This is a genomic window from Pandoraea capi (assembly GCF_902459735.1).
In the GTDB taxonomy this organism is placed as follows: Bacteria; Pseudomonadota; Gammaproteobacteria; order Burkholderiales; family Burkholderiaceae; genus Pandoraea; species Pandoraea capi.
The window spans coordinates 173119-199985 of record NZ_CABPRV010000002.1; the positions used below are offsets into that span (position 1 = coordinate 173119).

Genomic DNA, 26867 nt, shown 5'->3' on the forward strand with positions numbered 1-26867 from the left:
GGAAGCGTGACGGGAGGAAAGCTCGTGATGCATGGGAAGTCCTCGAACAATTCGATACGTGGCATCGCAATGAGTCGCGATGCAAGACTGCCGGCGCATTGAAGCTTAAGCCCATGGATTTTATTGTCAATATTGATTAACTTAATCAATCTGTTGGCATCGCACTCGCACCGGATTCCCTCGATCACGATGAACTACTTCACTGCCGCCCAAGCCGCCGAGCATCTCGGCGTTTCGCTTCAGACCCTGTACGCCTATGTGAGCCGGGGGCTGCTGCATGCCGAGCCCGGCAAGACACACCGCGAGCGTCGCTATCGTGCGGCGGACGTCGAACGGCTCGCCGCGCAGCGCACGCGCGGACGCAAGCCGAAAGAGGTGGCGAAAGCTGCGCTCGACTGGGGAATGCCGGTGCTCGAATCGGCTATTACGCTAATCGAAGACGGTCGTTGTTACTACCGGGGACGAGACGCATTGGCGATGGCGGAAACGGCGTCGGTCGAAGCGACGGCCGCATGGTTGTGGCAATGCGATGAGACGTCGGCGTTTGCTGTCGACGCGGGCGACAGCGTCCGGCAGATGGCGCGGGACTGGCCGGTGATGCTGCTCGAACGCTACCGCGACACGCGCGCAGAAGTCGCATTGCTCCCCACATTTACCGTGGTGAGCGACGACGCTGCCACCGCGATCTGGCAGCGCGACCCCTTACGTGTCGCACAGGGCAGTGCGGCGTTGCTGCGAGCCATGACGGCGTGTCTGCTGGGCATGCTTCCCAGCAGCGCCCCGATCCACGAACAGTGTGCCGACGCCTGGGGGGTGAAAGATGCCGAGGGCGCTGATCTCATCCGCATGGTGCTGGTGCTTTGCGCCGACCACGAACTGAACGCTTCGAGTTTCACGGCGCGCTGTGTCGCATCGACGGGCGCGAGCCTGCGCGCGGCGATCATTGCCGGCCTGTCCGCGCTCACCGGCGGACGGCACGGCGGCACGACGGCGCGTAACGAAGCGATGTGGGAAGAAGTCGGCGAAACCGATGTGGCGAACCGCATGCGCGATCGCCTCGCTCGTGGGGAGAAGCTTCCCGGTTTCGGGCATCACCTTTACCCGGCGGGCGACGTGCGTGCGAGTGCGATGCTCGCGCGGGTGCTGCCCGCACATCCCGCCTGGCAGACGATGATCGACGCCGCCGATGCGCTCGTCGGACAGCGGCCGTCGCTCGACTTCGCGCTGGTGGCGGTGCGTCGTCACCTCGGGTTACCGCTCGGCGCAGCCTTCGGCCTGTTCGCGCTGGGGCGCACCATCGGCTGGATTGCGCACGCGAGGGAGCAGCGCGAGAGCACGCAACTGATCCGCCCGCGCGCGGCGTATGTCGGGGTGAGGCCAGAGGCGGTCGCGCCGGACTGACTGGCCGTCCGTACGCGCTCGCATCGTTACCCGTTGACGCGTCGGCCGAACACTGCGCGGTCCCCAGCCCAGACAAGTGCCATCGTCGCGCCCATCAACGGGAAGACGCAACCGAGCGCCACCATGCCGAACGTCCAGCCGCGCATCGGCGCACGCGCCTGCGCGCGCGCCGGTGCGCCCAGTGAACGGGCCGGACGTCGCATCCACCACATGACGGCGCCAGTGACCGCCATGGCGAACAAGCCCATCGAGATCAACGCGCACAACCACTGGTTGGCCACGCCGAAGTAACGGCCCATATGCAACGCGGTGCCGTACGACACGGCCTGCGCCACGGCGCCATAAGCGTTGTAGTCGATATCGCGCAGCACGCGGCCGCTGTACTGATCGATGTGGATCGTGCGCTCGGCCTTCGGATCGGCGGGGAAGTACGACACGGTGTAGACGCCGTCCGGACGCTTCGGCACGACGAGGCTGTAGCCGCTCTCGACGCCGAGGCGCGAGGCAATCGTCATCACGTCGTCGATCGGCAGCGCGCCCTGTGCGCGCAGCGCAGCCGGCGTCAGTCCGCCTCGGGCGGCACCGCCATGGCCAGCGTGTTCCGCATGTTCGTCGCTATTGCCTTGCGCGCTGTGTGCGCTTTTCGGGCTTTTCGGGCTTTGTGGACCTTGCGTGCCGTGGGCGTCATGAGCGGCGTGCGTCATCCCTTGCATGCCGTCCATGTTCGCCATGCCGGGCATGTCGGCCATATCGTGAGCCGCAGGCGGCGCCGATTCCGGAACGGTCGTATTGCCAACGGCCCATGGAATCTGCGCGATGGGCAGATCGTTCATCTTCATCGGTTGGGTGGGTACCTGCGAGCGCACGGGCGCCTCGCCCCAGACGCCGGGCGGCGAGCCCATGCCGACCTTGGACGTCAGCACCTTGAACTGTGCACCCCACGAGCCGGACCACGGCAACCCCGAAAGCACGAACGCCAGTCCCCCAGCCGCGAGCCACAGGCCCGCCACGCCGTGCAGATTGCGCATTAACGGGCGTCCCCGCAGTTGCAGACGCGGACGTACCGCGTTCGCCCACGTGGCGCCGGCGCGCGGCCACCACAGGGCGAGGCCGGTGACGAGCATGACAAGTGTCCAGCATCCCGCCAGTTCCATGAGCAACTCACCCGGCTTGCCGAGCATGAGCGAGCGATGCAGCGCCCGTGCCTGCGCCATGAGTCTGTGTTCGACGCTCAGCGTGCCAAGCACCGCGCCCGTATAAGGATTCAGATAGACGCTCTCGCGCTCACCGCTTGGCAGACGGAAGATGAATTCCGCGCTGCGCGCCGGATCGCGATTGACTTCGACCGAGCTGATTTGCGACCCGGCGGGCAGGGAAGCTGCCGCGCGTTCCATCAACGTCTGCTGGGCGATGCGCGGCGCGTCGGAGGTGGCGACGACGAACCGGTCGTGGTACAGCCACGGCTCGATTTGCGGCTGGAAGACGTACAGGGTGCCGGTCACGGCCAGCACCATCAGCCACGGCATGACGAAGAGACCGGCATAGAAGTGCCAGCGCCAGAGCGTGCGGTACTGCCCGGCGGCGGACGCCGGTTGCGCTTCACGCGCGTGGGAATAAGGGATCTGCATCTTGCGACGATTCCGTCTCGTGTCGCCGCTGTCGGGCGGCGGCGTGCGCAGGCCGCCGACGCGAGCGTCTGGCGGGCAATGAGCGCATAGGGGAAACGACGCCTTCACCGGCAATAGTGGCAACGGCGAGGCATCGGACTGAACGCGAGATCAGGAAAGGGCAGGCGGCGCGCGCGCAGGCGGCGTGTAGGCGAACTGAGGGGTGGACGGCAGTGCGCGTGCCACCGGTCCGGCGCGCGCAATCCACGCGAAGGACACCGCGCCGGTCAGCGCAGGCATGACCAGCGGCGGATGATTGGCGAGCAACGAGCAGTAGCCGCAGATGTCGCCCTGCGTCTGATGGGCCGAATGGTCGGCATGGGACATCTGCGACGTATGCGACAGGTGAGACGCAGAGGCCTCACCGTCATGCATGTGATTCGATGTGGCCGCGAGCGTCGGTACGGTGCGCGCTGCGCCATCGACGGTGCAAAACGCAACATCCAGCAACCGCGCCTGTTCCGCCCGATGCGCCGCGAGCACCTGACTGACGACCGGCATGCACACGGCGAGCCACATGGCGGCGAGGCCGAGCCATGCTGTCAGTCGTGTGCGGGAGGTCAGTGACATGCGTCGAAGCGGAAAGCCGGGTAGGGGGCCAAGGCAATGACCGCGGATGAAAGCACCCGCGAAAGCCGGAATGCTATCACGCGATACGTCACAGCATGCCCGCCGTCAGTGCCTTGAGCGTGGCGGCGGCGCGCGTCGAGCAGTCCAGTTTGCGGAAGATGCTTTCGACATGGGTGCGCACCGTGCTTGGGCTGAGCGCCAGGGCGCGTGCGGCTTCCTTGTTGCTCAAGCCTGCGCTGATTTGACGCAGCACGTCGAGTTCGCGCGGCGAGAGCAACGGGTTCGCGCTCGCGGTGGCAGCCCGTGGCGGCACCGTCCGTCCCTGGGCCGTCGCGACGATGGCCGTCACGATATCGGGATCGAACTTCCCGGCGCCAGCGTCAAGTAAGTCAATGTAATGACGACCAGACGTGGATGACAGGACGGCCGCACGACGTAAAGCGGCCGTCCCGTCGGCCAATGCAGGGATTTTTGAATCGCTGTGTGTCACTTGTCCGGGCAGATACATTCGGACATAAATGACGTTGAACTCACCGATATAACTACGGGTACGCGCTCCGGCACTCTCCGGCAAAGATCGAACCGATCTCGGAAATCCGCACGGAGCCACCCCCGGCGCACACGCCGGAATATCACTCAGAGAGGTCAATCGTCATGTCGGATCCGGTCAATCTTCGCCGTCGTCGTCTTCTTGGCACCACGCTCGCGGGCGTTACCCTCGCGGAACTCGGGTTATCGCAACTGGCCAATGCCGCCACGTCAAACGCGGCGTCCGGCGCGGTCGGCGGACATACGTCGTTCGAGGCGATTCGTCAGATCGACGCAGGCGACCTGAACGTAGGCTATGCCGAAGCCGGACCCCGTGACGGCAAGGTCGTGATCCTTCTGCATGGCTGGCCGTACGACATCTACAGCTATGTAGACGTGGCGCCGTTGCTGGCCGCCGCGGGGTATCGCGTCATCGTGCCGTATCTGCGCGGCTACGGCACGACCCGCCTGCGCTCGGCCACCGCGCCGCGCAACGGTCAGCAGGCAGTGGTCGCCGCCGACGTCATCGCGTTGATGGACGCTTTGAAGATCGATCAGGCCATTCTCGGCGGCTACGACTGGGGCGCGCGTACGGCGAACATCGTCGCTGCCTTGTGGCCCGAACGCGTCAAGGCGATGGTCTCCGTGAGCGGATATCTCATCGGCAGTCAGGCGGGCAATGCCGTGCCGCTGCCGCCGCAAGCCGAATTGCAATGGTGGTATCAGTTCTACTTCGCCACCGAGCGTGGCGCGAAGGGCTATGCCGCCAACACCGACGCGTTCAACAAGCTGATCTGGCAACTGGCCTCGCCGAAATGGCAGTTCGACGACGCGACCTATGCCCGCTCGGCCGCTGCGTTCCATAACCCCGACCACGTGGACATCGTGATTCACAACTATCGCTGGCGTCTGGGATTGGTGCAGGGCGAGGCGCGCTTCGACGCGCTGGAGCAACGCCTGGCCACCGCGCCGACGATTGTCGTGCCGACGATCACGATGGAAGGCGATGCGAACGGTGCACCGCACCCGGCCCCGACGGCTTATGCGAAGAAGTTCACGGGCAAGTACCGGCATATCGATGTCGGTGGCGGCATCGGTCACAACCTGCCCCAGGAAGCGCCGAAGGCGTTCGCCGACGCGATCCTGGAAGTCGTCTCACTGTAAGAGATGCCTTGGGGGTGCCGACCGCATCGTCCGCGACGGCAGCGTGCGTCCGGACCGTCTCGTGGCGACAGCATTGCCCGCTTCCGGCATGACGTTGCCGGACGGCACGGCAGTCAAGGGGAATCACTTCGGCCCGCCGCAGTTCGTGATGCCGAACGCCATGGGCAACGAGCCGCATACCGATAGCCATATGCATCCGACCAACTACGTTCAGCAAGGGCTCATGCCCCGCCAGATGCTGACGATGATGGACGAGATCGGGATTCGGTCGACGACGATGATGAAGATTCCGACGTCGCTGCAAATTCTGGAAGACAACCGGCAGGCCATCAATCCGTCGGCGTTCGTGCGCGAAGGCGGCACGAGTGCGGTGGGCGGTCACGACCATGGCAGCGATGCGCTGCACGATTGCGGCCTGGAGTCTTACTACGTGCCGAAGGACATTCAGGCGCGCGAGATGGCGCGTAACGGCGGCAAGCCGCTGTCCATCGACGATTTCAAGAGGAATCCGGGGCTGATCGACGAGATCGTCCAGCGCGGCGAGCTGTATCTCGATACGGCGGTGAACAGCCATCTGGCCAGCGAGATCGCCAAGGCGGGCCTGACCGATGCCGAGCGCAGTCGACTCGATCCGATGATTACCGGGATGAATCTCGGCGATCTGCGTGGCGGCACCAAGCTGCTCACGGAGCTGTACCACAACAAGGGCACGTTCACCGGCATTGGCGAAATCACGGTCCACAAGGAACTCGTCGAGGACATGTACGCCGGGCAGCGCGGGCAGTCCAACACGCAGAATCGCGGCAACGGGCTGAAAGGTCTGACGAATCTGCTGGAGATGGCCGGGGTGGTCGGCATGCCGGTCGTGCTGCACTGCGACATCGACAATCTGCACGCACAGATTGCCGACGCACAGCACGAGCATGCACCGGACCGTGCGCCGGCGAACTTCGAAGGCCTGCGTCAGTTGTTCTCCGATCCGCGCCTCAAGGACACCAACATCATCTGGGCGCACGGCGGCGGTCTTGGCCGGTTCGTGCAGCAGGGCAAGCAGCATCTGGACTTGCTCACGGACTTGCTGGCGAAATGTCCGAACGTGTTCATCGACATCTCGTGGAGCGAAGTCGCGAAGCAGATCAACAATCCCGAGATGAAGGCGGCGTGGGTCGAGTTCCTGGAGAAGAACAGCACGCGTATCTGCTTCGGCTCGGACACGCTCGCACCGGCCAGCACGGAAAAGTGGAACGAGACGAAGAAGATGTACACCGAGGTCCTGGGGCAGTTGTCGCCGCAAGCGCGCGAGAACATCCTGAACCACACGTACGAGAACGTCATTTCGGGATCGCGGGCCAAGGTGCGCGACTTCGAAGAGAAGGTGCTCACGCCTGCCTTCTACGAGAAGCACCTCATCAATCCGAACGCCGAGCAACCGCTGAGCGCCGCCACCGTGCGCGCCGAGGCGGAAGCCGCGCGTGCCGAGTGATCGCGTCGGGTCGTCGGTATCTCTGACGTCGTTTTTCCCCTGAAGTCTCCGCGACGCCTGTCGGGCGTCGCGGCGCAAGCCCTCATACGGAGGCAATCGTGAGTTTCGAACTGAGGAAGCCGGGCAGCAGCTTTCTGACCGGTCACACCGCTGCGCCGAGCGACAGCAAGTCTGCATCGCAGTCGGCGCCTGCCGTGGAGGGGAATACCCGCGAGAACTCGCCGTCACTGTCGGGGCTGAACGGCCTGAACGAACGGCGGCAAGCGACGCGGGCCGCACCAGACGATGCGGCGGCCCCCGGCAAGGGCAAAGGCGGTATGCGCGCGCAGTTGAGTCGCATCAAGTCGCAGATGCAGACGGGAGCTTACAAACATGGTTTCGGCGTGTCGCAAACCAGCAAGTCGATTACCCCGTTTCACACGATCACCTCGTCGGCACGACCGAAGATGCAGAGCGTGGTGCGCAATGAAGGGCAGGACGCGCCCCCCGTGCCCCGAACGCTGGCAGCCCAGATGGCCGATGCCGCGCTGGCGGGCGCACGGCCGGAAGCGAAACCGAGCGGCGCGCTCGCGAAGCTGGATTCCCCGGCGGAGTTGTCGCGCGTGCTCGACCGCCATTTTCAGGGGACGCCCGCTGAGAAGCAGCGTCTGAGCGCTACGCTCGGCGAGATTCGTGAGACGGCACAATTAAGCCATGCGGAAACGGCCGTGCTGGCCAAGTCGCTGGCGCTCACGTTCCCGTCGGCCGACAAGGCTGTCGATGCCGTGAGCGGTCTGCGGGACTTGCACGTGGTCGATGACATTCTTCATCCGTCACCTGACTTCCAGCGCGCGTCGCCGGCCAACAAGATGGGCTGGCAGTTTGCGGCGAAGCTGGCGAGCGTCGATGGCGGTCTCGGGTTGTCGCTGCTGCATAAGGTGACGTCTCACGGTGACGGTGGCGACGGCCGTCCTGCGGCACTGACCGAAGCCCAGGGCGGTCGGGTGCTGGCCTATCTGCGCGCGGCTTCCGAGGTGGCGCGTGCCAGCGGCAGCGACCGCGTGGACCCGGCGGCGATCTATGGACAAGGCGCGATCGCCACGGCCGTGCGCGCCGCGCGTGGCGCAGGCGATGCCGAGGCATGGCCCGGGCGCGCCGGGACGGCGACACCGGCAGGCGTCACCCTGACGCTGGCCGAAAAGGCGTTGCTCGCGTTGCACGACGAACTCGATCCCGCCGTTACCCAGCAGCACGGCTGTGCGTTTGCCGTCCAGATGGTACGCGGGGGCATGGTGACCGACGCGCGTCGCAATGCCGACGGCACGCCCAGCGAATTCCATCGCGTGGAGTCGCGTGCCGCCAAGAGTTGCGGCAAGCACGTCGACCGTGCATTACGCAGTGGCGGCAGCGGGGCAAGCAACATGCTGACATCATTGCTCAAGCGCTTTGGACTGCATCAGGGCAAGAGTCCTTATCACGCCTACAACGCCGTCATCTCACCGGACGGCCGTAACGTCGGCTTCGGTCTGTCGCACAAGGGTGGCATCCATGAGGGACGCGCCGTCAAGGACATGATCGACGTGCTTGAGGACGCACTGAAGCAAAGCGGTGGTCCGGGGCGTCGCCCGTTGCTGGACGCAGACGGCAAAACGGCAACGTCGTCGCCGGACGATGCGACGCTGCGCGGTGTCGTCAGGCTCGTGCTGTTGCAGGCCGTCAAGGCGAATACGGTGCTACTGCCGCGATACGCGCGTGGCGACGAACCGACGCCCCAGATGCGGGACGCCGCACGCGCCGGCGCACTGGGCATGATTCGTCAGGAGGCGAGCGGCAGCGCAGTGACCGGCGACGCGCTGGCGCAGCGCGTTGCCACGATGCTCGTCGAGGAGGGTGGACGCATGACGCCCGCGGCCTTGTTGCAATGGGCGGGGGAGGCTGGCGGTCCGGCGGACGAGGCCGCCATGGCGGCCCATGCGGGCAAGACGCCCGGAACCGCACGGAAGGGGCAACCCGACTGGGCGATGTTCGCGCAGGGCTACGGCCTTGCTGCGCACAACGCGTTGCCGAGCGTCGACACGCCCTCGATGAAGGGCGCGACACGAGAAGACGTCGCCAAGGTGCTGGCCGATATGGTGCGCGGCGAGGAACTTGGCTCAGGCTTCTCGATGACCAACGGAGGATTCACGCAAGGCACCACGCGCGGCGTCTCCGAAATCATCTCCGGCATTCTCACCGCCGGTACCGGCTCGGTGCGCATTGATCTGGGCGGCGGGCGCAAGCGCTACGTGACGTTCGAGTCGGGCGTTGGCACGGACCGCAGTTACCTCCGCATGGGCGTCGCGACGGTAAAGCAGGGGCAAGGTGGCGCAGGCGGCTCGATTGGTCCGCGCCTCGCGGCCACTGAGGAGTTCAAGGTGTCGGCTTCGGCAGGTGCGGATCTTCAGCAGGCGTATGAAGATGTGCACTACGAAGGCGCGGTCTTCGGTTTCCCGCGCCATCTCTCGGGCGGTGTGGGCGGCGACGTGATCTGGCGGCGCAGAAGGCGAAGCTCGTGGCGTTGTTGCTGGACGTGGCGGGTGGCGGTAATGCCGGCAACGACGGCAGCGGAGCACTGCCGCGCCCCGGCAACAAGGAGGATCAGGGCTCGCTGGTGAAAGCGGCCTATCAGGCCTTCGGCGACCGGATCTCGGTCGGCCGCTTCGAGATCACTGGGCCGACACACACCACGACCGGCAGCGTGAACGGCGGCGTCGGGCTGACGGCCGGTCAGTTCAGCGTCGGTCCCAATCTGCGGCTGTCCGGGCAGATGAAAATCGGCGCGACGAACTACCGGGATCTCTCCGGCACGTTGCAGACGGTGAAGACGGCCGACGCCCACACGTTCAAAGCCAGTGTGGACGGCACGGTGGCAACCTTCAGCGGTCTTGTCACCGATCATCTGGCGCAGGCCACGGCCGGGGCGGCGACTCACGCGATCGGCGAGCATGTATCGGCGTTCTCTCAGTTGGTGGCAGGCCGCGTCGGCGCCGGTTCGGCGGACTTCTTCAAGTGTGGCGAGACGCGTGCGACCAACCGCATTCTGGTCGACGGCAAGCAACTGCCCACGAGCTGCGCGGTGACGACCTACAACGATCCGGCATCGTTCGTGGGGGCGCTGTCCGCCGACTTTCAGGGGGTTGCGGATGACAAGTCGAAGAAGTTCTTCGGGGCGCGCCACGCCAAGACGCCAGACGCCTCCGTGGCGACCGAAAAGCAGGTGCTCGGTGAGTTCGCAGGGGAAGTACTCGCGCAACGCGACCTCACCGCCGCGCCGCAACTGTATTGGGAGTGGGGCGCCCACGTCGACACCGTGAACCTGCTGTCGGCAGACGTCAGCCTGTCGCGACAATTGAACGACACGCCGCGGGTTGCCGAAGCCGAGCGCGACATGCACCGCATTCACCACGACCCCGCTTATCGCGAAGGGCGCTTCATCATCAACTCGAACGTCCAGTCGACGAGCGTTACGAAGGGGCTCAATGGGCTGCTGGGCATGATGCACAATGTGGAAAACCGCGTCAGCGAGCAATCCTTGCGATTCAGTTGACGGGGTGTCGAGGGGAGGGGCGGCGGACTCCGAGCCGGGAGTGGCTGCCGCCCGTGATGCGCGTGACGTTCGGCGATCACAGGCAGCGAAGTGGCGGAGAGATCAGGACTGACCTGGCGGGAGATAGCATTGCCCGGTGAACCGGGTGCCATTCCATTGAATGTTCAGCGGCATGGCGGGATCCTTGCAGACGAGTGTCACCAAGGTGCCGAACCGGTCGACGTGCATGGATATCTGTTCGCCGGGGGAAATGCCGAACAATCCGGAGTACTGATTCTCGCAACGGGCGGCGTCGTTTCCATCCTTGTTCGTCAGGCCGGTGACGCACCATGCCACGTTGATCGTATAACCGCACTTGTTGGTCAGCCCGGTTTCGACGGCATACCAGCCGACGTAACCTTTGGCGCCGCGCGGAATGCGAACCTGATCGACGCAACCGCTGATGGCCGGTGTCGTCTTGCGTCCAGCGAGGCCGCTGGGGGTGCTACCGCCGACATTGCCAGCGCTCGCCGCGCCGCTGTATCCGCCGGGCGGTTGCGCCGACGGCATTGCCGCACCCGAGGGAGAGCCGCCCGGCGACCCTGACGCTGCCTGAAGCGCCGTGGCGACGGCCTGATACTGCGCGGCGTTGCGTCCGCCGCCACTCGCGACGCCTTGTGCCGCAGCCCCAAGCAGCCCGGCCACGAAAGAGATCACACCCGAGCTGTCGCTGTCGCTTGACGTGCTGGCACGGCTACGTACGCCGTTGCTGTAGGTCGCCACCAGCGTGCCGTCCGCCTTGCTGTCCGTGCCTTCGAAAATCCTGCCGTTGACGAATTGACCCGCCCGCACGGAGCCGTCCGACGCGAAGGTGATGATGCCCGTGCCGTGGAAGGTGTTGTTCTGCCATTCGCCGCGATACGTGTTGCCGTTGGGCTCAATCTGGAATCCCTGGCCGGTGATCTGGCCATCGACGTTATCGCCTTCATATCGTTTGCCGTCCGCCCAGACGTAGACGCCTTTGCCCGTGCGTTTGCCGGCAATGAAGTCGCCCTCGTAGGTGTCGCCGTTCGTCCAGAAGAATTTGCCTTTTCCGGTGCGGGCATCGTCGACGAATGGGCCCTCGTAGCGATTGCCGCTGGCCCAGGTGTAGGTGCCGGTCCCGGTTCGCACGCCGTTCGTCAGTGTGCCTTCCAGCCGCTGATCGAACACGCCGTTCCGGAACCACTCCTCTGTGCCCTGACCGTTGGCAATGCCGTTCTTGCACGGCCCCGTCCACGTTGCCGTCCAGGTGACCTCGGGATTGGTGGGGTCGTTCGACCAGACCTTGCATCCAGTGTTGGTGACGACCCATGCGCCATCGGCGGCGTATGCGGCCCCCGTGGCAAATAGCATGCCGATGAGCCCGATCTTGCAGATGACGGACCGCGTGCGGCGACAGGCCGCGTGTCCACGTGCCATGATTTCCCCCGTTCATTGTTTGAATTTGTTTGGATCGGAGGATAAACGACGATGCCGTCTCACGGCATCATTCATTTGGGGGATAGGCAGGCACTCTTGATTTTTGTTGCGGCAACTGTTTGACTCCCATATTCCCTGCATGGACGACAGCTATGGTCAATCGCCCCCTAATGCACTGCCTCGCGACGTTGATGTTGTGTGTGACGCTTCCGGTCGCCGCTGCCGAGCCGCCCACCGCCGCAGTGGCTGCCGATATCGATCAGACACTCACGCGCTGCCTTGACGCGTCCGACAAGCAGTCCACCGGCGGGCAGGACGAATGCATCGTCGACGCCACGCACGCGTGGGACGCCCGCCTCAACGCGAGTTATCGGACATTGCAGGACGAATTGCCGGCGTCGTCGAGACCGGCGTTGCTGGCTGCCCAGCTCGCATGGCTTGCCAGCCGAGATGCGGATCTGGCGCTCATCGGCGCGGTCTATGCGACCACGCGCGGCACGATGTATGCCCCAATGAACGCGAACGACGTGATGATGCTGACCAAACGCCGGGCACAGACGCTCACGCGCTATGCCGCGGATCTCGGGTATGCGGCCTCGGGAGAGGTCCCGCCGCCCGCAGCCAAAGCGGTGAAGTCGTCTGAGATTGATTCCGCCGCTCGCCGCGTCAAGCGTCGTCTGCCAACGTCGTCCCGGAATATCGTGCGGACGTCGAACGAAAGATGGCGGGCATTCATGAGCGCAGAACAGGGACTGATCGCGGCGGTTTGTCCGTCAGGAAAATCGGCCGCCGGTAAAGCATGCCGTAAAGCGCAGGCGAACAGCGAACCGGCCGCGCGTCTGGCGCTGCTCAAAGGGCTGGACGGGTTGATCGGCGCGCAATGACTGCCGCGCTGGAGATGACGTGAGCGCCGGGATCGGCGCTCCGCCATAAACGCTCAGTCGCTGCGCCGCACGCGTACCAGCAGCCACGCCATGACCGCAGTGACGACCGCCGTGGCGACGACGGCTTTCCAAACGGAACGTGTCGCCGCCCAGGTGCCGACGGCCACACCGGCAAAGACGAAAATCGCGACCCATTCGAGCGCTTTGTCCAGCGTGTTGGGCGTTCGGTACTGAGGCTTATCCGTCGTCGGCTGATGATTCGACGTTGCGGCACGGGCGCGTGGCGCGCATGCGGGAAACGCCGCTGCGAGTGCCTGACTCGGCCATGGGTTGACGTCCGCGCGAGGATTGCCGGTGCCGGTCGCCCGCCAGACGGTGTCGCTATCGGCGACGCGTTTTAACTCATCGATTTCCTTGGCGAGCGCATCTGGCAGATGGGTTCCGTGATCGAAGGTGGCCACCTGCTCAAGCTCGGTCGTCAGCCATCCGGTGGCGTCGGTCACATCGGGCAGGCCGCTCGTGCGGACGAGGACGAAGCCGCCATAAGCGCTTGAAATGTAGTCGACGAAGGCATCGAAGATCGGACGATAGCGTTCGCCGAGCACTTGAATGACGTTGTCGCGCCGTCGGGCCGCGCGTTCGAGGGCGAGCGACCGGGTGGTGACCAGATAGGGATAACGAGCGTCTTTTTCGTCGGGAGAAGACGATTCCAGAAACTTCTCGATTTCGACCGCGTCGTCGTCGGGATCGAAGTCATCGATGACGTAGGCGAAGTGAATGTCTTCGGCGGAAAACAATACCCGCCAGAACAGCGGGAGATAGGCGTTCGCTTCCAGCGACGGGCCATCGGCGGAAAAGTACGTCTTCAGTTCGCCCTTACGGCCCTCCGGCATGCGCGGCCACGGCGGACTCTCGAGAAAGACAGGATGTGACATTTCTTGAGCCTTCAGCTGAGTTGGTCGGTGCATCGTGACTTGGCACGCCAAAACACTTAAGACCCAACCGGGCGAGCCGGGGAAATTCTGGCTTAAATACGCATCTTTGTCATCCTTTCGACGATGTGGCGCATATCGGTCATGTTGCTGTGCGTCAAACGGCGTGCGTGACGACGAAATGCTTCACGCCGATACGCTGCTCGGCAAACGCCGCTTCGCAGTACTGAAGGTATAGCTGCCACGTGCGGATAAAGGTGTCGTCGAAACCTTGCGCGCGCACGGCATCGAGCTGGGCTTCGAAGGCCGCATTCCAGTGTTGCAGCGTTCTCGCGTAATCCAACCCGAAGCTCAGCGTCTCGGTCACGTTCAGGCCGCACGCCTGCGCAGCGCTGATGAATCGCTCCGCGCTTGGCAGCATGCCGCCCGGGAAGATGAACTCGCGGATGAAGTCGCTCGACAGGCGGTACGCAGCGAAAGCGTTGTCGTCGATGGTGATCGACTGGATGAGCGCGCGGCCACCGGGCATCAGGCGATATTTGAGCGTGTCGAAGAACGTTGGCCAGTACGCTTCCCCCACAGCTTCGAACATTTCGATGGAGACGATGGCGGTGAATTGTCCGTGCACGTCTCGGTAGTCGGTCAGCGATACCTGTGCGAGATCTGCGAGTCCCGCCGCATCGATACGCGCCTTGGCCAGTGTGTATTGCGCACGTGAGATGGTCACGCCATGAACGCTGATGCCGAGGCGCGCGGCGTGCAGTGCGAAACCGCCCCAGCCGCAGCCGATCTCCAGCACGCGGTCGCCAGGACGCAACTCAAGCGTGTCGATGATGCGCTGGTACTTGGCATGCTGGGCGGCCGCCAGCGAGCGGTTCGCATCGCCTTCGAACAGTCCGCTCGAATACGTCCAGGTCGAGTCCAGCCACAGGCCGTAAAAGTCGTTGCCGATGTCGTAGTGCGCGTGAATGTTGCGTCGGCTGCCGGTGCGGGTGTTGCGGCGCAGGCAATGCCGCAGGTGGTACCAGACGCGCGCAAGTGGCGAGCCGGTGACCGTGTCGGAGACCCACGACAGGTTGCGCACTGCCAGACGAAGCAGCGTCACGAGATCGGGCGAGTCGACCCACCCCATGCGGTATGCCTCGGCAAAGCCGATGTCGCCGGACTGCAAGATGCGACGACAGGCACGCCAGTCATGGACCTGTAACGTGGCGCCCGGTTGCGCATGCGGATCGCCGAAGAGATGACGGGTGCCATCGGGCGCGACGAGCGTCAGATGCCCCACACGAATGCGACGCAGGAGCGCGAGAAATCCTCTTGCGCTGAGCGGCACGACAGCGTGGGGCGAGAGCAGACGAAGCGGAATCATGAGCGAATCTCCCGGTCGGAGGGGGCAGTGGGGTTCGGTGACGTTGCAGACAAGGACGGCGGGGTCTTGCCGAAGAACGGCACGCCCTTGCACCAGAGGCGCAGGGCTTGCCAGTGAATCCGCAGCACGACATTGATCGCGTTGAGCGGCTGGGCGATGACGGCGCGCATCACGCGTTTGCCGGTAAAGGGTTCGGGCTGCATGGCGATGGCGGTGCGCAGGCGGATCGCGTCGCCGACCCGGTAATCGATGGCGACCGACCACAACGTGCCCTCACGCCGGATACGAAACTCGTACTGCCCCTCGACATCGCAGAACGGGGAGACGTGGAACGCCTTGCGGCACACCAGCCGGGTATCGCCACGAATCGGCCCGTGATCCTCGGTCCCCAGTAGATACCCGTGATGCTGGCCGAAGGTATTGCGCACGTCGGCATACAGCGCGCGCAGGTGGCCTTCGCGGTCATGGCAGTACCAGAAACTCACCGGATTGAAGGCGTACCCCGCCATGCGCGGTACGGTCTGCAACCAGATCGTGCCGTCTGCGGGAATGTCGGCTTCAGCAAGCCGTGCCCGAATCCACGGCAATAGCGCACTGCCGTCATGCGGGCCGTAATCCGACGATTTCAGGCTCAGGGCGCGCCATCGATCCCATGCGAACCAGGCCGTACGCGACGTTTCGGTCTGGCCGAGATCACACGCGACCTGAAACATCGGATAGACGAAGGCATGACCGACCGGATGCAACCGCTCGTGCATCACGTGGCCGCGTAGCAGCCAGACGGCGGGTGTGCGGGCGTCGACGTCTGCGGTCATAGCTTTGCCCACGGCGGCAACACGCCGAAGTCGTCGGCGACACGCAGCGCCGACTTGAGGCCGTCTTCATGAAACCCGTAGCCCGTCCAGGCCCCGGCGAACCAGGTGCGACGACGACCTTGCAGTGCGGGCAGATGCGATTGCGCGTCCACGGCGGCCAGATCGAGCAGCGGGTGATCGTAGGCGTAGCGTCCCAATACGGTGTGCGGTGCAGGTTCGTTGACCGGGTTGAGCGTGACGATGACCGGCGAGCGGAACGGCAACGCCTGAAGCTGGTTGATCAGGTAGCTGACACATACAGGCTGCTCTGCATGCCGGGCGTGGCTCGTCTGGCTGACGTAATTCCATGCCGACCAGACGCGGCGTCGCACGGGCAGCAGCTTCGGGTCGGTGTGAAGCACCGCCATGTTGGGCTGGCAGCGGATCGCGCCAAGCACCTTGCGCTCGTCCGGCGACGCATCGTCGAGCAGTCGCAGGTTGTCGGGGGCATGACCGGCGAGCACGACCGCGTCGAAGCGCTCCTGTAAGCCGTTCCCGTACAGGAGGAGCACGCCGTCCCGTTCACGGCGCACCTGACGCACCGGTGTGCGCAGGCGAACGTCGTCGAGCGTACCCGTGATGCGTCGCACATATTCTCGTCCACCGCCCTCGACCGTCTTCCACTGCGGGCGATGGCGGATCTGAAGCAGCGCGTGGTTCAGACAGAACCGCAGGAACGTGGCAGCGGGAAATTGCAGGATGTCTGCCGCGCGGCTCGACCAGATGGCGGCGGCCATCGGCAGCAGATAGTGGTGCTGAAAGGGTTGACCGTAACCGTTGGCCATCAGCAGGTCGCCCACGGACTGACGCTCGCGCATGGCGCTTTGCAGATGTTGCTCGGCGCTCGCATTGAAGCGCAGCACGTCGCGCAGCATGCCCAGAAAGCTTGGCGAGTAGAGATTGCTGCGCTGCGCAAAAACCGTGTTCAGATTGGTGCCGGCCCATTCCAGCAGCCCCCCGTCGACCGACACCGAGAACGACATGTCGCTCGCGTTGGCGCGTACGCCGAGTTCGTCGAACAGGGCGATTAAATTGGGATAGGTCCGATCGTTGAATACCAGAAAGCCGGTGTCGACCGGGGCGGTGACACCGTCGAGCGTGACGTCGACGGTATTCGTGTGCCCGCCCGCGTAACTGCTCGACTCGAACACCGTGACGCGATGCTTGCGGGCGAGGAAGTAGGCGGTGGCGAGTCCTGCAATGCCTGCGCCGACGACCGCGACGCGCTGCCCGGGGGCCATCGGCATGTCAGTGGTGGTCATTGCGGCCTCGCATCGGGAAAGGAAGCATCGGTGGTGTGCGTGGTGTCGGAACCCCGGGACAGGCCACGTGCGAGGTGCTTTTCGAACAGGTAATGGCCGACGCCCCATTCACGACCGTTTGCATAGCCGAACAGTTCGGCGACGGCCATGTAGAACATGCGCCAGCGCTGGAATTGAATGCGCGCTTTCGCGCCATAGCCGCCCTGAAGCATCGGCAGGGTTTGGGCACGTGACGCGTCGAGCGATTGCAGCCAGTCGTTGGCGGTGCGGGCGTAATGCCGGCCGTCGAGCCACCATAGGTTGGCGATGCGCAGGTCGTCCTGAAAGTGCAGCAGCAGATCGGCGCTCGGCATGGTGCCGCCGGTGAAGAAGTGCCGCGACATCCAGTCGCTGCCATCGTCGTTACGGAAGTGATAGGCGACGTGGTGGTGAGCGAAGATGTGTACGAACAGCTTGCCGTCGTCATGGAGCCAGCGGGCGATCTTGGCGAGCAGTGCGCCGTAGTTCTTCATGTGCTCGAACATTTCGATGGACAGCACCCGGTCGAAGCCGGCGGGCACGTCGCCATCGAATTCGAAGTCGGCGACGTTACCCGTCACCACGCGCAGATTCCGGATGCCACGCCGCGCCGCTGCGGCTTCGATAAAGCGGCGCTGGCCGTGCGAGTTCGAGAGCCCGACGATCTGGGCGTACGGAAAGCGCGCGGCCAGCCAAAGCGATAGCGATCCCCAGCCGCAGCCGAGATCGAGAATGCGCTGGCCGTCCCGAATGTCGGCACGCTCGGCATAGAGCGCGAGCATGGCTTGCTCGGCTTGCGCCAACGACTCGTTGCCGGTGGGGTAATAGCAGCAGGAGTACTTCATTGCCGGGCCGAGGTGTTCCGCGAAGAATTCGCTCGGCACCTCGTAGTGCTGCGTGTTGGCGGCCTGCGTTTCGACGGCGATCGGGCTGGCACGCAACTCCTCGACCAGGGTGGCGAGCGATGCCGCGGCACGGCGGGCGTCGTGCGCATGGGCTTCGTGCAGGCGCTGTCGCATCAGGGCCCGCATGCCTGCGCGCAGGACGAGGTCCGGCACAAGCCCCAATTCGCACAGACGAATCAGGCCGGTCTCGTGCGGAACGGGCAGGTCGGTGGTCGGCGGTGGTGAGAGCGAGGTGGTCATGGGGCGGACTCGGGGTGTGGTATTCGGCATCAGGAAGATGAAGAAGATGAGGACGCTGACGACGAGGAGGCCACCTTCTTCGGCGGCCAGGGGATGAGGACGCTGGTGGTTTGTCGGTAAGTCCGGTAAGCGGGACGCGACTGCATCAGATGGGCTTCGAGCAGGGGAATGCCCGAGACCTTGAGGAGCAGCCATGCCATGAGCAGCGGGGGAAACAGCGTCAGCCACGCGGCGGGTGTGCCGGGGGTGCCGATCGCCAGCGCCGAATACGCGCACCAGTGCAGGCATTCGAAGAAGTAGTTGGGATGACGCGAATATCGCCACCAGCCGGTCTGACAGACCTGTCCGCGGTGTTGGCTGTCAGCGGCAAATCGCCTTAATTGCCGGTCGGCCAACGCTTCGCCGGCGACTGCCGCCAGCCAGATGAGCGTGGCAATGGCGATCGCGACAAGCGACGGCGGCTTCGGATTGAATGCCGGTATGAAAAACGCGATGGCAAGCAGCATCGCGATCACACCCTGCAACTGAAAGAACCAGAAGAGGTTGCGCCCGGCGGCGTCGGCCCATTGCTCGCGGAACTTGCGGTAACGGGCGTCTTCCGGCTTGCCGTAGTTGCGGCGCCAGAGATGCACGGCGAGCCGCAGCCCCCAAAGGCCGCCAGCCACGCCCACGAACATCCTGTTGAGCGCGTCGCCAGTACCCGCGCAAGCTGCCAGTACTGCGATACCGCCCAGCGCACCCGCCCAGACAGGGTCGACCATCCCGGCATTTTGCGTGCGCCATTGATAGACCCAGGCGGCACTGAGCGCGAGACTCATTCCGACAAACGCGATAGCGGTAACGACGGCGATGCTCATGCGGACTCCGTATGCGGATTCGGGGAGCGTTCGGGAGGTGATATCGCGCTATACGGACGGCACAGGCTATCGGATGCACGATCCGGTGAAATTTTTCGGGGCAGGATGAAAAAAGGGCTGTCCGGGGAGTGGACAGCCCTGTCGGGGCGGGATATGCGAGGACTGCCAGACGATCAGGCGGCCATGCGATCAGATGATAGCGGCCGTCAGGCCGGGCGAACGGCCCCCGTGGCGACCACCGGCCCTGTCGGCTGGCCGGTAGGCGATCCCCCCGGCGGTTCGATGGACACGGCGAGCACGGCATTGCTGTTGATCTGTGCGAGGATTTCCGGCGGCAGCGTCATCGAAGCGGGCTGATCGGCGGCAAAGACGCCGAGCGGGATCGGCTTGGCATCCTTGGGAATCAGCCAGAGCTCCGTCGCCTTGCCGGCATCGATCGTCGGTTTGACGGCGGGCACGACGACCATGCTGGACCGGCGCGTGTCGACCGTCGCCGTCCAGTGGGCGACGCCATCCTGCCGGGCGAGCGTTGCTACCAGATAAGCGCTGGTCGCGGCCGGTGCCGGGCCGCCCGGTTTCGTACGTTCGGTCAGCGTATTGACGTTGACGGCGACCAGCACAAGCGTCGCCACGCTCGCACCGATGCCCAGCCAGCGCCACAGACTCAGGCTGTCCCAGAGCGACGCCGGGGTGGTCGGCTTCGCCCCTGCATTTGCGGGGAAACCGAGGTCGCGCTGAATCCGCAGCCATACGCGGGGGGCAGGGGTGACAGGCGGTACGTCGTCGACGAGCGGGGCGATGCGTTGCTGCCACTGGTCGAGGCTCGTCCGGATCTGCGGGGAGGTGCTGGCAGCCTGTTCCAGCTCTCGACGCTCGGCAGCATCCAGTACGCCGAGCGCATATTCCGCGCAGCGCAGATCGTCGTCTTGGTTGGCGGGTGTATTCATCGGTCGAGGCACACCTTCAACTGCATCAGGCTGCGCCGGATCCAGCTTTTCAAGGTTCCCAGGGGAACGCTCAGGCGGTTCGCCAGTTCACTGTACGACGCCCCGCTGAAGAACGCTTCGCGCACGACACCGCGCTGTTGCGGCTCAAGTCCCTGCATGCATTGCTCGAGACGCCGGCGTTCCTCGCTGGCTTCGGCAAGTGCTGCGGGTGTGGGGTCTTCGGATGGGATGGCGAGGGCGTCCGATTCGTCGAGCGCGCTTTCGCGATGCTCTCGCAGGCGGTCGATGGTGCGGTTGCGCGCCGTCGCGACAATCCACGTCATGGCGTTGCCCCGGGCGGGATCGAAGGCCTCCGCCCGTCGCCATATGTTGACGAACACTTCCTGGAGCAGATCCTCCGCTTCGGCACGGTCGCGAACCATGCGCAGGATCACGCCGAACAGGCGGGAGGACGTTGTCCGGTAGAGCTCGGCGAACGCCTCGCGATCCGCCTGACCGACGGCAGCCAAAAGGCCATTGAGTGTCTGGTCCGGCGTGCCGGAGCCTGAGGTACGGGCAGTGTCGTCTGCCAGACCGACACGGCTCGCAGGACGTTTGAGGCGTTCGCTTTCGGGCATGTCGCTCATGCGGGCAAGGCCCCGGTGAGGGCCGTAGCGTTGACGTTCCGCGCAATATAACACCCCCGATGCGCAATGGCGCAAGGGGCGTGATGGAAACGGGCTGGCGGTCGTCATGTGGCGGCATCCGGACGAGGGGTATGCTGACCAATACGGATGAGAACGTCATTCGGATGCACTCGAGAATCGGGCTTGCATCCACTGGATCACGGTCATTATCCATCGCGGAATCAATGGCTTACCCGATGGCCGTGGCGCGGGGGCAAGGCACGACGTATCCCTGTGATTTCATGTGAGTTGCAAATGCAACTACTGGATGGCATCATCGGTGCGATTGAATTGCAAATGCAATCGATGGTGGATTTGTGCCCGGACTTGGGTTGGCAAACCGCTATCGGGGCCTTCCGTAACGATCCAACGATTGGACTTTCCCCATGACAATTCAGCTTTATGGCTTCTGGCGGTCGAATGCCGCGTTCCGCGTCAAAGTGGCGCTGGCGCTAAAGAAACTCCCGTATGAGGAGATCGAGGTGGACATTCTGGCGGGGCACCAGTTCGACGCCGGCTATGCCGAAGTGAACGCCGAGCGTGTCGTGCCGACCCTGGTTCACGACGGCCATCGTGTCTTTCAGTCGCTGGCGATCATGGAGTACCTCGACGAAATCTATCCCACGCCGCGACTGATGCCGGAGAGTGCCAAAGATCGTGCGTATGCACGGGCCGTCGCTCTGGTGTCGGTGGCCGATTCGCATCCATTCGTCACACCGCGCGTGCGCAAGCATCTCGCGCAGGCCTACGACGCGGATATTGCCGCGATCGAGGCATGGTGTGCGCATTGGGGCAGGGAAGGGCTGGCGACTTACGAGCGGATGCTGACAGAGCGTCCGGCGACGCCGTTCGCTCTGGGATCTGCACCGACGCTGGCAGACATCTGCATCGCCGGTCAGAAGATCATTGCCGATCTATATAAGGTCGACGTGAGCGCGTATCCCCGGGTGGCCGAGCTAACGAAGCGTTGCTTCGACATGCCGGAATTTGCGGAGGCGCATCCGATGCGGCAACCCGGGTTCAGGGCCGTGTCGCTTTAAGCGTCGGCGGTGGGCGCTGTGAAGAAACGTTCGCGCATTTCTTCCAGCCCCAGCGATGCGAGCACGCTTTCCAGACGTTCCGCCGGGCGGCGGCGTGGCAGGTTCTTGTATTGGGCGATGATCAGTTCGTTCTTCATCGAATGCTCCCAGCCCACGAGTTCCGTCACGCTGACTTGATAACCATGCGCTTCGAGTTGCAGACAGCGCAGCACGTTGGTGACCTGACTGCCGAATTCGCGCGTGTGCAGCGGATGGCGCCAGATTTCCGTCAACGGATTGCCACCCAGTTGCTGGCCCTTGTGCTTGCGCAGCACGGCGGCCACTTCCGCCTGACAGCACGGCACAAGCACGATGTGCCGCGCCTGTTTCGCGAGGGCGAAGCGAATGGCGTCGTCCGTGGCGGTGTTGCAGGCGTGCAGGGCGGTGACGACATCGACCGTTTCGGGCAACGCCGGGGATGTGATCGAATCGGCGACGGACAGGTTCAGGAACGACATGCCGGGAAAGCCTAGGCGTTCTGCCAGAGCGCGCGACGTCTTGACCAGTTCTTCACGGGTTTCGATGCCGAAGATGTGCGAATCGTCGGCCAGCGCCTTGACGAACAGGTCGTACAGAATGAAGCCCAGATACGATTTGCCCGCCCCGTGGTCGACCAGCGTCAGTCGGCCTTTCTCGGTTTTGACTTCCTGGAGCAGCGGTTCGATGAATTGAAACAGGTGATAGACCTGCTTCAGTTTGCGCCGGCTGTCCTGATTCATTTTGCCGTCGCGCGTCAGGATATGGAGTTCCTTGAGCAGTTCGACGGACTGGCCGGGGCGGATTTCGTGGGTATTCGACATGGGGAAACGGGGGTAAGCAGCGGGAGGGCGGACCTCCCGGAAACCGCTAGTTTACCGAAAAGCGCGGAAGTGCTCCGGAGCCTGCGTGTCTGGCCGAGGCGTACTGACGATGAGACGGCTGCAGGGGGGATCTGTCTCGTGATGTCGAAATGGCATATGGGTGCCCGTGTGAGATGGACCCCGACCTGTTTCAGGTGTTTTGCCCCCGTGGATCACGCAGCCTTGGAGGAGTGTCTGCGGCAGATCAATGTCGTCAATATCCGATGATGCGGTCTCGCTTTGCGCGGCTAGCTGATTAGCCCACTCGCTCCTCGTTAATGCAGCTTTGCGCAGGATGCCCGGTCTCGCCGGGCATTTCCAGTTCTGACTACCCACGTCACGCGAGTGTGCGCCATCAGTCGGCTTGGGCCAGTTGAAAAACATTGCCTTCGGGGTCTTCGCCGTCGCACATAAGGAGCGGAAATCCGTCGAATCGCTTGAGTTCGCGCATGTGCACCCCGGCGTTGATCATTCGTTCACGCAGTTCAGGCAGGCCGGAGGCGACCGAGAAGACGATCTTGGCGTTTGACTGCGTACTTGTCGACGGGGGTTGATGCCGATATGCCTGACCGACGAGATGCAGCGCGAGTTGGACCCCGCCTGCGTCGAGAACAACCCATTCGGCTGCGATTTCTTCGACGACGGGGAGATCGAAATGCTTCTGATAGAACGACTTGAGCAATTCGACGTCGCGAACGTACAGAATCAACCTCGACATTTGCATGGGCATGTTGATTGTCAAATCCTCGGAAGCGTCATGCGGAACCCCCGCAATTGGGTGCAACGTCAGCGCGAATCATAAGCGGCCGGCATGCCACACGAAGACAAATCGGGAAGGGCGTGCACGGCATACAGGATGAATGATTGTAGGAAAAGTTTAACGCAACGCGCAACGTCTCTTTGACTTCGTTTTGTGAGGTGTGAGTTCGTACTCCTAGGGAACTTTTACCGTCTTCCGGGAAAAATTTATTTTTTCTGGTAGTCGATTTTTATTTTTCCAAGGAGACCTTTGTGAAGCGAGTGTTTTCACGTTGTATTACCGTCACGGCGTTGTGTGCTGGGTAGGTGCTGTGCATGTCGGCCAATGCGTCGGCGCAAACGCTGGCGGTGGCAAAAACCGAGGTTTGCAATTCACTGTGGGCTGCCACGACGACTTATGACGTCGACAATGCCATCAGCGATAACGGGCGCAATTACACGGCGGTTGTCAGAAGCCAGGGGAGTGTGCCGGCGATGCGCAGCGGCGTTGGAAACGGTGGGCAGCCCTGGCTGGCCGGGGCGACATGCAAGTCGCCGAATGGAACCAACCGCGTCAAGCAATGGAGCACGTTGATGATTGAGGGGCTTTCCAGCCTTAAGAATTGCGACGCGGATGTCGTCAAAGCGACGTCCTGGACGATGAAGTAAGCCGTCCATGGGGGCGTCGTCGGGCTGTGCAGTCGATTCCCTTGACGCAATGATTGCGCTTCGAGGCGATGACGACTGATTGGCGGTTGGTATTCCGACCCGGTGTCAGGGATCTTTGGACACCGGATCGGGCAGGGAATTTGCAGGGCCGTCACCTATACTTTTTGAGTGGGCTCGGCGGCGTCAGGTCGACGCGATCGCGCTCAACGGACGTCGCGGATGATAATTCCCGCGCGGTCATTCACAGCCTTTGCTTCTTTTCTATGAGGAGAACATCATGGCCCGCAAGTACATCGACTGCCGGGAATTTCCCAGCGAAACGAATTGCTCCGTGGCGCTGTGCGCAGATTCCGAAAACGAGTTGCTGGAGGCGGCTGTACAGCACGCAGTGACAGTGCACAAGCACACCGACTCGGCAGAACTGCGCTCGCAACTGAAGACACTGTTCCACGACGGCACGCCGCCGCTGGATGTGCAGCGTGAAGGGTAATTTTTGAGGCTCCGGGGGCACATCTTTCTAAGGACATTGAATTTCGGTATCCGCCAAAGGCGGCCTATTATTCAGTTTGCGCCTATTCCAATTGACGACGCGCACCGTCGTGGGGGAATCATGGTTCAGGCAGAGGGCGGGACGACCCAGCTTCTCGTCAAGAGGAATTCTGCTGCCGGGCGTCCGGTACCGCTAGGAGCGATCGAAGAATATGCGTGGCCGTTGCGCTCGGAAGAGCTATTGCGCGCGGCTGGGTACGACCCAGAAGCGATGCGCTGGCGTATCGAAACCGGTAGTCCGTGGCGGGCCAGCATAGCTCAAATTATCGCCGTTCTCCTCGCGGCAACGTTCGGCCCGGTGCTCGCACTTACCATCATCGCCGCAATCGTCCGAGTCGTGGCCATATTGGTATAGGCATACGGCTATGCGCAGGAAGCTATCCGCATCGCGTCGTACACGCCACCCCGGCAGAGGCGCTATTCATGGCCTATGACGGCATGCGTTGCTCTAAGGATCCGCTAAGGCTTCACGCCTACGATCAAGTTGAAGGTTTCGCGATGAGTTTGTGATCGTACCTTCACATCGACCGTCAACCTTAGGAGCACAATCATGAAGACTTCATATCTTGCCGCATTGGTTGCCGTGCTTGGCGTATTCGGCGCGTTGCAAACCAACGCCCAAGCAGCAACCACCCGTCCGACGGTGTCCAGCAGCGCAACGGCCGACTCACTCACGCGAGCACGGGTGTATCAGCAACTGGTGAGTGCGGAGAGGCGGGGGCTTTTCCAACAAGGCGATACTGTCTATCCGGAAACTGCCGCGAACTACGGCCCGCATGCGCATGTCTCGCGGCTTTCCGTCGAGAACAGTTCGACCCGTGCGGAGCGGCACGGCCTGCTTACGCAGCCTGGGAACGAATATCCGACCATCCACACCGCGATGCGCAAAGACGTAGCCCGGACACCGAAGGTGCAGGTCGCAGGCGAGTCGTCGATCCAGCATCTGTATGAGAACCCGTGAAACGCCGCGCCAGTCAATCTCCCGTGAGCCGGTCATTTATCGCACAAATAGGGGCTTGCTAAGTCTTTGCTAAGTGTCGTGCCTCAGAATTTTCCGTAGCGGGCCACGACGCTTAGCAACAGTGTGGGCCGGATGCTGTTCCCAACTGACAAACAAGAGGTTCAGATGAAACAAGCCATTACGCGCTACGATGCCGCGTCCCGGTATTTACATTGGCTCACCGCTGCTCTTTTAGCCGCTCAATTCGGTGTCGCGTGGACAATGCCTGATATCACAAGGCAAACGCCCGCAATAGGGCTTGTGGCATGGCATCTTTCACTGGGCGCAACGATTCTGGGGCTCACGGCAATGCGACTGCTGTGGACGCGTTACCGCGGCACGCCTGCAAGCGGGCAGAAGTCACTTCTGCGCGCATTCGCTGCAATCGCTCACAAGGGTCTTTACGCCCTGTTGGTGGTCGTTCCCGTACTGGGCTGGATCAATGCGTCAGCCCGCGGTTATGGGGTTAAGTTCCTCGGCGCATTTCCACTGCCCGCATTATCTGCCCCGGGATCATCGTTCGGCCATGCAATGGGTGACGTACACTCGTTACTGGCCTACGTGCTGCTGGGCGCAGTAGCGCTTCACATCTGCGCAGCACTCTACCATCACTGGGTGCTTCGGGACGGCACGTTGCACAAGATGCTACCCCTGCAAAGTCAACCTGAACCCAACACCTACCGATAGCTCTGCAATCGGAGCAAAGTCGCGCCATAGCTAGTTAATTCGCCCGCACAACACTCTGGTGTCTGCGGGCGATTGTCATTGGCGAGGCGCACTTCTCGGCTAACCGGCCTCGCGCGATTGCAAATGGCGCGTCCAGCGAACGATCCCAAAATCCAGACGACCTATGGAACAGTTAAACGACACGCTTTTCCTGCTGTTTAACGCACGGGCTTTACCTACGCCGCCGGTGTTCGCGCTGGCGACGTTTCTTGCACAGTATCTGATACTGGCTGTTCCGGTCGGACTGGTCGATGCTTGGCCTATCCGTCGCGTGGGCACGCATCTTCCTCGGTGTTCACTTTCCGCTGGATATGGTCGGCTCTGCATTCGTAGCGGGCACGGCGTCATGGCTGGTCATGCAACAGATGCGCTGGTTGCTGACCCCCGCATTCCGGCTGACGACGATGGTGTATCGCAAGCTCTTCGCACGATTTATCGACCGTGGATGGGTGAGGGCGTAGGCATCCGATGCTGGCCTCGCTAAGTGTGCCCTAAGCGTCCTGTTGGAAAATTCCG

The 26867-nt window shown here is 63.2% G+C and carries 26 protein-coding genes and 1 pseudogene; 13 read left to right on the plus strand and 14 right to left on the minus strand.

The annotated features are described in order from the left end of the window. Window positions 1-189 precede the first annotated feature (189 nt). Complete coding sequence (locus PCA20602_RS04250; protein ID WP_150720128.1) at window positions 190-1401, plus strand: citrate synthase family protein; 1212 nt, start codon at window positions 190-192, stop codon at window positions 1399-1401. 26 nt (window positions 1402-1427) lie between these two features. Here the strand turns inward: PCA20602_RS04250 and PCA20602_RS04255 are convergent, their stop codons facing one another. The 3 genes and pseudogenes from PCA20602_RS04255 to PCA20602_RS25805 all read right to left on the minus strand — a co-directional run. Then, window positions 1428-3029: a PepSY-associated TM helix domain-containing protein gene (locus tag PCA20602_RS04255; protein ID WP_150720129.1), complete on the minus strand. Its 1602-nt coding sequence runs from the start codon at window positions 3027-3029 to the stop codon at window positions 1428-1430. Between the two features lie 150 nt (window positions 3030-3179). Further along, the gene (locus PCA20602_RS04260) at window positions 3180-3638 is read right to left on the minus strand and encodes a DUF2946 domain-containing protein (RefSeq protein ID WP_150720130.1); all 459 of its coding nucleotides are present in this window, start codon (window positions 3636-3638) and stop codon (window positions 3180-3182) included. Between the two features lie 88 nt (window positions 3639-3726). Beyond that, window positions 3727-4020, minus strand: a pseudogene (locus PCA20602_RS25805) (response regulator transcription factor); the annotation flags it as partial. 272 nt (window positions 4021-4292) lie between these two features. Between PCA20602_RS25805 and PCA20602_RS04270 the strand changes: the two are divergent. The 4 genes from PCA20602_RS04270 to PCA20602_RS04285 all read left to right on the plus strand — a co-directional run bounded on the left by PCA20602_RS04270 (window position 4293) and on the right by PCA20602_RS04285 (window position 10378). Beyond that, window positions 4293-5330 (plus strand): alpha/beta fold hydrolase, encoded by a 1038-nt coding sequence (locus PCA20602_RS04270; RefSeq protein WP_150720131.1) that lies wholly within the window; start codon window positions 4293-4295, stop codon window positions 5328-5330. Window positions 5331-5391: 61 nt separating this feature from the next. Continuing rightward, window positions 5392-6813, plus strand: a complete 1422-nt coding sequence (locus PCA20602_RS04275) for an amidohydrolase family protein (RefSeq protein ID WP_174980803.1) — start codon at window positions 5392-5394, stop codon at window positions 6811-6813. 98 nt (window positions 6814-6911) lie between these two features. Then, window positions 6912-9446 (plus strand): aldehyde dehydrogenase family protein, encoded by a 2535-nt coding sequence (locus PCA20602_RS04280; protein ID WP_150720133.1) that lies wholly within the window; start codon window positions 6912-6914, stop codon window positions 9444-9446. Next, window positions 9344-10378: a hypothetical protein gene (locus tag PCA20602_RS04285; protein ID WP_150720134.1), complete on the plus strand. Its 1035-nt coding sequence runs from the start codon at window positions 9344-9346 to the stop codon at window positions 10376-10378. The genes PCA20602_RS04280 and PCA20602_RS04285 overlap by 103 nt, the downstream gene beginning before the upstream one ends. A gap of 102 nt (window positions 10379-10480) precedes the next feature. Here the strand turns inward: PCA20602_RS04285 and PCA20602_RS04290 are convergent, their stop codons facing one another. Beyond that, window positions 10481-11818, minus strand: a complete 1338-nt coding sequence (locus tag PCA20602_RS04290) for an MORN repeat-containing protein (protein WP_150720135.1) — start codon at window positions 11816-11818, stop codon at window positions 10481-10483. 152 nt (window positions 11819-11970) lie between these two features. Here PCA20602_RS04290 and PCA20602_RS04295 point away from each other — a divergent pair, with 152 nt between their 5' ends. After that, window positions 11971-12702 carry a lysozyme inhibitor LprI family protein gene (locus PCA20602_RS04295; protein ID WP_150720136.1) on the plus strand — a complete coding sequence of 244 codons (732 nt, stop codon included), beginning with the start codon at window positions 11971-11973 and terminating at the stop codon, window positions 12700-12702. A 53-nt stretch (window positions 12703-12755) separates the two neighbouring features. Here the strand turns inward: PCA20602_RS04295 and PCA20602_RS04300 are convergent, their stop codons facing one another. The 8 genes from PCA20602_RS04300 to PCA20602_RS04335 all read right to left on the minus strand — a co-directional run bounded on the left by PCA20602_RS04300 (window position 12756) and on the right by PCA20602_RS04335 (window position 20712). Beyond that, entirely contained in the window at window positions 12756-13637 is an 882-nt protein-coding gene (locus tag PCA20602_RS04300; RefSeq protein WP_150720137.1) for a hypothetical protein, read from the minus strand. A 154-nt stretch (window positions 13638-13791) separates the two neighbouring features. Then, complete coding sequence (locus PCA20602_RS04305; RefSeq protein ID WP_150720138.1) at window positions 13792-15003, minus strand: SAM-dependent methyltransferase; 1212 nt, start codon at window positions 15001-15003, stop codon at window positions 13792-13794. After that, on the minus strand, window positions 15000-15818 hold the full coding sequence (locus PCA20602_RS04310; RefSeq protein WP_150720139.1) for a DUF1365 domain-containing protein: 819 nt from the start codon (window positions 15816-15818) through the stop codon (window positions 15000-15002). Before PCA20602_RS04310 ends, PCA20602_RS04305 begins: the two co-directional genes overlap by 4 nt. Beyond that, window positions 15815-17119 carry an NAD(P)/FAD-dependent oxidoreductase gene (locus PCA20602_RS04315; protein ID WP_150720140.1) on the minus strand — a complete coding sequence of 435 codons (1305 nt, stop codon included), beginning with the start codon at window positions 17117-17119 and terminating at the stop codon, window positions 15815-15817. Before PCA20602_RS04315 ends, PCA20602_RS04310 begins: the two co-directional genes overlap by 4 nt. Continuing rightward, complete coding sequence (locus tag PCA20602_RS04320) at window positions 17116-18282, minus strand: SAM-dependent methyltransferase (RefSeq protein ID WP_150720141.1); 1167 nt, start codon at window positions 18280-18282, stop codon at window positions 17116-17118. The genes PCA20602_RS04315 and PCA20602_RS04320 overlap by 4 nt, the downstream gene beginning before the upstream one ends. 29 nt (window positions 18283-18311) lie before the next feature. Further along, a complete protein-coding gene (locus PCA20602_RS04325; RefSeq protein ID WP_150720142.1) occupies window positions 18312-19139 on the minus strand; it encodes a DUF1295 domain-containing protein in 828 nt (275 codons plus the stop codon). Window positions 19140-19345: 206 nt separating this feature from the next. Beyond that, window positions 19346-20086 carry an anti-sigma factor gene (locus PCA20602_RS04330; RefSeq protein ID WP_150720143.1) on the minus strand — a complete coding sequence of 247 codons (741 nt, stop codon included), beginning with the start codon at window positions 20084-20086 and terminating at the stop codon, window positions 19346-19348. Further along, window positions 20083-20712 carry a sigma-70 family RNA polymerase sigma factor gene (locus tag PCA20602_RS04335; RefSeq protein WP_246182022.1) on the minus strand — a complete coding sequence of 210 codons (630 nt, stop codon included), beginning with the start codon at window positions 20710-20712 and terminating at the stop codon, window positions 20083-20085. Before PCA20602_RS04335 ends, PCA20602_RS04330 begins: the two co-directional genes overlap by 4 nt. A gap of 294 nt (window positions 20713-21006) precedes the next feature. Between PCA20602_RS04335 and PCA20602_RS26150 the strand changes: the two genes are divergently transcribed. Both PCA20602_RS26150 and maiA read left to right on the plus strand, forming a co-directional pair. Then, on the plus strand, window positions 21007-21141 hold the full coding sequence (locus PCA20602_RS26150) for a hypothetical protein (RefSeq protein WP_281354622.1): 135 nt from the start codon (window positions 21007-21009) through the stop codon (window positions 21139-21141). Next, the gene (maiA, locus tag PCA20602_RS04340) at window positions 21138-21791 is read left to right on the plus strand and encodes a maleylacetoacetate isomerase (protein WP_150720144.1); all 654 of its coding nucleotides are present in this window, start codon (window positions 21138-21140) and stop codon (window positions 21789-21791) included. The genes PCA20602_RS26150 and maiA overlap by 4 nt, the downstream gene beginning before the upstream one ends. Here the strand turns inward: maiA and PCA20602_RS04345 are convergent. Continuing rightward, complete coding sequence (locus PCA20602_RS04345; RefSeq protein ID WP_150720145.1) at window positions 21788-22630, minus strand: class I SAM-dependent methyltransferase; 843 nt, start codon at window positions 22628-22630, stop codon at window positions 21788-21790. The genes maiA and PCA20602_RS04345 overlap by 4 nt on opposite strands. Before the next feature lie 394 nt (window positions 22631-23024). After that, the gene (locus PCA20602_RS04350; RefSeq protein ID WP_150720146.1) at window positions 23025-23399 is read right to left on the minus strand and encodes a VOC family protein; all 375 of its coding nucleotides are present in this window, start codon (window positions 23397-23399) and stop codon (window positions 23025-23027) included. Window positions 23400-23743: 344 nt separating this feature from the next. Between PCA20602_RS04350 and PCA20602_RS04355 the strand changes: the two genes are divergently transcribed. The 5 genes from PCA20602_RS04355 to PCA20602_RS25900 all read left to right on the plus strand — a co-directional run bounded on the left by PCA20602_RS04355 (window position 23744) and on the right by PCA20602_RS25900 (window position 26812). Continuing rightward, window positions 23744-24076: a hypothetical protein gene (locus PCA20602_RS04355; protein ID WP_150720147.1), complete on the plus strand. Its 333-nt coding sequence runs from the start codon at window positions 23744-23746 to the stop codon at window positions 24074-24076. 277 nt (window positions 24077-24353) lie between these two features. Then, window positions 24354-24566, plus strand: coding sequence for a DUF1059 domain-containing protein (locus PCA20602_RS04360; RefSeq protein WP_150720148.1), 213 nt, complete (start codon window positions 24354-24356; stop codon window positions 24564-24566). Between the two features lie 609 nt (window positions 24567-25175). After that, the gene (locus PCA20602_RS04365) at window positions 25176-25586 is read left to right on the plus strand and encodes a DUF4148 domain-containing protein (RefSeq protein WP_150720149.1); all 411 of its coding nucleotides are present in this window, start codon (window positions 25176-25178) and stop codon (window positions 25584-25586) included. Window positions 25587-25751: 165 nt separating this feature from the next. Continuing rightward, complete coding sequence (locus PCA20602_RS04370; protein ID WP_150720150.1) at window positions 25752-26312, plus strand: cytochrome b; 561 nt, start codon at window positions 25752-25754, stop codon at window positions 26310-26312. A gap of 290 nt (window positions 26313-26602) precedes the next feature. After that, complete coding sequence (locus PCA20602_RS25900) at window positions 26603-26812, plus strand: phosphatase PAP2 family protein (protein ID WP_246182023.1); 210 nt, start codon at window positions 26603-26605, stop codon at window positions 26810-26812. Window positions 26813-26867 lie beyond the last annotated feature (55 nt).

Excerpts from the sequence above, each read along its gene's own strand:
- PCA20602_RS04250 (WP_150720128.1), top strand. The coding sequence starts at position 190 with ATGAACTACTTCACTGCCGCCCAAGCCGCCGAGCATCTCGGCGTTTCG.
- PCA20602_RS04255 (WP_150720129.1), bottom strand. The coding sequence starts at position 3,029 with ATGCAGATCCCTTATTCCCACGCGCGTGAAGCGCAACCGGCGTCCGCC.
- PCA20602_RS04260 (WP_150720130.1), bottom strand. The coding sequence starts at position 3,638 with ATGTCACTGACCTCCCGCACACGACTGACAGCATGGCTCGGCCTCGCC.
- PCA20602_RS04270 (WP_150720131.1), top strand. The coding sequence starts at position 4,293 with ATGTCGGATCCGGTCAATCTTCGCCGTCGTCGTCTTCTTGGCACCACG.
- PCA20602_RS04290 (WP_150720135.1), bottom strand. The coding sequence starts at position 11,818 with ATGGCACGTGGACACGCGGCCTGTCGCCGCACGCGGTCCGTCATCTGC.
- PCA20602_RS04295 (WP_150720136.1), top strand. The coding sequence starts at position 11,971 with ATGGTCAATCGCCCCCTAATGCACTGCCTCGCGACGTTGATGTTGTGT.
- PCA20602_RS04300 (WP_150720137.1), bottom strand. The coding sequence starts at position 13,637 with ATGTCACATCCTGTCTTTCTCGAGAGTCCGCCGTGGCCGCGCATGCCG.
- PCA20602_RS04305 (WP_150720138.1), bottom strand. The coding sequence starts at position 15,003 with ATGATTCCGCTTCGTCTGCTCTCGCCCCACGCTGTCGTGCCGCTCAGC.
- PCA20602_RS04310 (WP_150720139.1), bottom strand. The coding sequence starts at position 15,818 with ATGACCGCAGACGTCGACGCCCGCACACCCGCCGTCTGGCTGCTACGC.
- PCA20602_RS04315 (WP_150720140.1), bottom strand. The coding sequence starts at position 17,119 with ATGACCACCACTGACATGCCGATGGCCCCCGGGCAGCGCGTCGCGGTC.
- PCA20602_RS04320 (WP_150720141.1), bottom strand. The coding sequence starts at position 18,282 with ATGACCACCTCGCTCTCACCACCGCCGACCACCGACCTGCCCGTTCCG.
- PCA20602_RS04325 (WP_150720142.1), bottom strand. The coding sequence starts at position 19,139 with ATGAGCATCGCCGTCGTTACCGCTATCGCGTTTGTCGGAATGAGTCTC.
- PCA20602_RS04330 (WP_150720143.1), bottom strand. The coding sequence starts at position 20,086 with ATGAATACACCCGCCAACCAAGACGACGATCTGCGCTGCGCGGAATAT.
- PCA20602_RS04335 (WP_246182022.1), bottom strand. The coding sequence starts at position 20,712 with ATGAGCGACATGCCCGAAAGCGAACGCCTCAAACGTCCTGCGAGCCGT.
- PCA20602_RS26150 (WP_281354622.1), top strand. The coding sequence starts at position 21,007 with ATGCAACTACTGGATGGCATCATCGGTGCGATTGAATTGCAAATGCAA.
- maiA (WP_150720144.1), top strand. The coding sequence starts at position 21,138 with ATGACAATTCAGCTTTATGGCTTCTGGCGGTCGAATGCCGCGTTCCGC.
- PCA20602_RS04345 (WP_150720145.1), bottom strand. The coding sequence starts at position 22,630 with ATGTCGAATACCCACGAAATCCGCCCCGGCCAGTCCGTCGAACTGCTC.
- PCA20602_RS04350 (WP_150720146.1), bottom strand. The coding sequence starts at position 23,399 with ATGCCCATGCAAATGTCGAGGTTGATTCTGTACGTTCGCGACGTCGAA.
- PCA20602_RS04355 (WP_150720147.1), top strand. The coding sequence starts at position 23,744 with ATGTCGGCCAATGCGTCGGCGCAAACGCTGGCGGTGGCAAAAACCGAG.
- PCA20602_RS04360 (WP_150720148.1), top strand. The coding sequence starts at position 24,354 with ATGGCCCGCAAGTACATCGACTGCCGGGAATTTCCCAGCGAAACGAAT.
- PCA20602_RS04365 (WP_150720149.1), top strand. The coding sequence starts at position 25,176 with ATGAAGACTTCATATCTTGCCGCATTGGTTGCCGTGCTTGGCGTATTC.
- PCA20602_RS04370 (WP_150720150.1), top strand. The coding sequence starts at position 25,752 with ATGAAACAAGCCATTACGCGCTACGATGCCGCGTCCCGGTATTTACAT.
- PCA20602_RS25900 (WP_246182023.1), top strand. The coding sequence starts at position 26,603 with ATGCTTGGCCTATCCGTCGCGTGGGCACGCATCTTCCTCGGTGTTCAC.